Genomic DNA, 3997 nt, shown 5'->3' with positions numbered 1-3997 from the left:
AGGCACTATTGCTACAGCTCATCTGGTAAGAGTTTCAAATTTTTTATCTACTTTTTAATTTATCACAACCTATGCACGGATTGCTATATATTTTTATCAAATATCCCCATAAATCTAGGTTCCTATACAAAAGATTAAGTATTCAGCTATAAAAATCAACAACAAATTTGGCAATTAAGTCGAGAAAATTTGTAGAATTTGATTTGTAAATTTCTCAGTTTATTTGATGTCTTTGATTAGCCATAATCTTAATATTTTCGAGGTTTATAAATACTAATTCCAACTTTTTATCTCTATTGTGCTAGTAACGAATAGTTAAAAACTGACTGCTTTTTATGTAGCATTCCGTAGGAAATACTGACTTACTACAAATAAAACTAACTAAATAAATTTCTCAGACCCGAATCCATGCGTCGAAAATATATTTTAGGGGTTATTTTATTCTTTCTGGCTCTAACATTAACCATTTTACACGGGTCACTAACAAATATATATATAGATAAAGATAATCATCAACAACTAACTCAGATAAAAGAAGGAAAAGTATGGAAAAATTATAAGTTTCAACCAGAAAAATCCATTTTTTATCAATCTTTAGAAGAAGATTTTATCAAACCCCAAAATTTCTATAATCCTCAAACTGTTGTTAACAGAAAAAATCAACCTAGATTTAACAATATATCAACTTCACAATCTCAGCCTACTTACGAAGCAATTGATATTTTGTGGCTCTTACTTTGCTCTGGATTAGTATTTCTAATGCAGCCTGGGTTTATGTGTTTAGAATCAGGACTTACTAGGTCAAAAAATAACATTAATGTTGCTATTAAAAATTTAACTGATTTTGGTATTTCAGTTGCCTGTTTTTGGGGTTTTGGCTTTGCCTTTATGTTTGGAGCTTCTGCTACTGGAATAATTGGTCATAGTAATTTCTTCCTAGCAACCGATCTACAACCTTTTGACGCGGCCTTCTTTTTATTCCAAGCTATGTTTTGTGGCACAGCTACAACTATTGTTTCTGGTGCTGTGGCTGAACGGATGAAATTTTCTGCATATCTATTTGTTTCCTTTATAGTGTCCGGTTTTATTTATCCTATATTTGGTCATTGGGTCTGGAATGGAATTGATACAGGTTTATTAACAGGTTGGCTTGGACAACGTGGTTTTATTGATTTTGCAGGTTCAACTGTTGTCCATAGTATTGGTGGTTGGGTTTCTTTGGCAGCTTTATTGGTTATTGGACCTCGTACTGGGAGATTTCCTGGCGATCGCCCACCGGAAAAAATTCATGGTTCCAACTTACCTCTATCGGTTTTGGGAGCAATGTTAATTTGGTTTGGTTGGTTTGGGTTTAATGGTGGAAGTACCTTGGCATTAAATGGACAAGTGGCGGGTATTATTGTCAATACAGTTCTTGCTAGTGTAGCGGGAATGGTGACTGCTCTTGGTATTGGTTGGTATATTAGAGAAATTCCTGGTGTTGAGCTACTTATTAATGGAACTTTAGCAGGTCTGGTTGCTATTACAGCAGCTTGTCATGCGGTTACAGCTTTTTCTGCCATTGTCATTGGTATTGTTGGTGGGGTAGTTAGTATTTTGGTAGAGCAAGCTTTAGAGAAAATTCGTGTGGATGATGCTGTTGGAGCTATTCCAGTTCATCTCGGTGCGGGTATTTGGGGAACTTTAGCTGTGGCTTTATTTGGAAAGGCAGAGATATTAGGTACTGGTCTTAGTTTAAGTCAACAATTTACAGTTCAATTATTGGGAGTTTGTGCAGGTTTTATATTAGGATTTTGTGTTGTATATCCAATTTTATTAATTACAAATAAGTTCTTTTTATTGCGGGTTTCTAGAGAAGATGAATATATTGGTTTAAATGTTTCTGAACACAATGCAAAAACGGAAATATTAGATTTATTTAGAGTAATGAATTCTCAAGCTCGCACGAAAGATTTAAGTTTACGAGTGCCTGTGGAACCTTTTACAGAAGTAGGTCAAATTGCTGAAAGATATAATCAAGTTATAGATGCTTTGGAGGAAGTTACTGCGAGAAATGATGCTATTATTAAAGTCGCTACAGATGCAATTATTACTTTTACTAAACCAGGACTGGAAATTATTAGTGTCAATCCTAGCGCCGAGAGAATTTTTGGTTACAACAGTCAAGATTTAGTAGGAATGTCTATTTATCAAATAGCTGACTTTACTATTAATCCATTGACTATGGAAAAAATGGATAGTGATGATTTATTTACGGAAGTAAAAGAATTAATAGTAGAACCATTAAAATTATGGCTTAACTCAGATTTGATATCCTCTCCTACTAGGGAAATTATAGATGCTTGTTATAGATTTGATTTGCCGGATATTAAACCTGAAAATTGGCAGTATGATTTTCCTACTTTTCTTCATTTAGTCGAGGAAAATTTTGCAGATAATAAAATTGATTTAGAGTTTTCGGGNATATGAATTAGTTGGTATTGGTAATGATGATTCTTTATTTCCTATGGAAATTGCTGTTAGGGAAGCTAAATTAAATCAAAAAAAATTCTACACAGGTACTTTTAGAGATATTTCTGAAAGAAAGGAATCACAAGCAAAGCTTCAGGAAAATGAACAAAGATTTAGGAGTTTATCTAGAGCAACTTTTGAGGGAATTATTATTCACGAACAAGGAGAAATTGTTGATGCAAATACAGCAGCGCTGCAAATGTTTAAATATGAATTATCAGAAATTACTGGGATGAATGGTTTGGAGTTAATTGAGTCAAAATATCGAGATTTAGTATGGCAAAATCTGAGTTCTGGATATGAAAAACCTTATGAAGTTTTTGGGCTGAGAAAAGATGGTTCTACTTTTCCTATAGAAATAGAGGCTAAAGTATTTTTTTATCGTGGTAATCAATATAGAGTAAGTGCTATAAGAGATATAACAGAGAGGAAATTAGCAGAGGCAGCTTTGCGAGAAAGTGAGGAGAAATTTAGAGCTGTTATGGAACAAGCAGCAGATGCTTTTATTATTCACGATCTACAAGGAAAAATTATTGATGTTAATCAAAGCACCTGTCAAGGTTTAGGATATACTCGTGCAGAGTTATTGAATTTTTATGTAGAAGATATTGAGACAAATTTTGTATCAGAAGAGATTTATAAGAAGTGGCAAGAATTAATTCCTGGAATGTCTATAACTGTACAAGGAATTCATAAGCGCAAAGATGGTAAAACTTTTCCAGTAGAGGTACGTCTCGGTTTATTAAAAGCAGGCAATGGTAATTTAATATTGGCTCTTTGTCGTGATATAACTGAAAGGAAAAAGGCAGAACAAGCTTTACTTTTAGAACAGGAAAAGTCAGAGAAATTATTGTTAAATATTCTGCCTAAACCTATTGCTGATAAGTTGAAAGAAAATCAAGAAACAATTGCAGAAGGCTTTGCTGAGGTTACAGTTTTATTTGCAGATTTAGTTGGGTTTACTGAGTTGGCAAGTTGTGCTCATCCTGAGAAATTAGTTTATTGGTTAAATGAGATTTTTTCTAGGTTTGATTTATTAGCAGAAAAGTATGGTTTAGAGAAAATTAAAACTATTGGGGATGCTTATATGGTTGTGGGTGGGTTGCCTAACCCTATGGAAAATCATGCTGAGGCGATCGCTCTGATGGCTATAGATATGTTGGAGGAAGTTGCTCATTTTGCTGATGAACATGAAGAAAATTTTCGTATTCGGATTGGTATTAATACTGGCCCGGTGGTGGCTGGTGTGATTGGACGTAAAAAGTTTATCTACGATTTATGGGGTGATACTGTAAATATTGCTAGTCGTATGGAGTCTCATGGTATACCAGGGGTTATCCAAGTGACTGAGACAACTTATCAGATTTTGCAGCAAAAATTTTTATTTGCAGAACGGGGATTTATTGATATAAAAGGTAAGGGGGAAATGAAGGCTTATATTTTGCAGGGAAGTGGGGAAGTAGGGGAGTAGGGGAGTAGGGGAGTA

Annotated in this window: 1 protein-coding gene and 1 pseudogene; both read left to right on the top strand. The window is 34.2% G+C overall.

From position 1 onward, the window contains the following. Nucleotides 1-408 precede the first annotated feature (408 nt). Nucleotides 409-2462 (top strand): annotated as a pseudogene (gene amt / locus AFK68_RS07170) (ammonium transporter); the annotation flags it as partial. Between the two features lie 44 nt (nucleotides 2463-2506). Further along, nucleotides 2507-3982 carry an adenylate/guanylate cyclase domain-containing protein gene (locus tag AFK68_RS07165; RefSeq protein WP_094672164.1) on the top strand — a complete coding sequence of 492 codons (1476 nt, stop codon included), beginning with the start codon at nucleotides 2507-2509 and terminating at the stop codon, nucleotides 3980-3982. Nucleotides 3983-3997: the final 15 nt, after the last annotated feature.

The organism is Hydrocoleum sp. CS-953, assembly GCF_002260545.1.
GTDB lineage: Bacteria > Cyanobacteriota > Cyanobacteriia > Cyanobacteriales > Microcoleaceae > Trichodesmium.
This window is presented reverse-complemented; position numbering and strand designations above follow the sequence as displayed.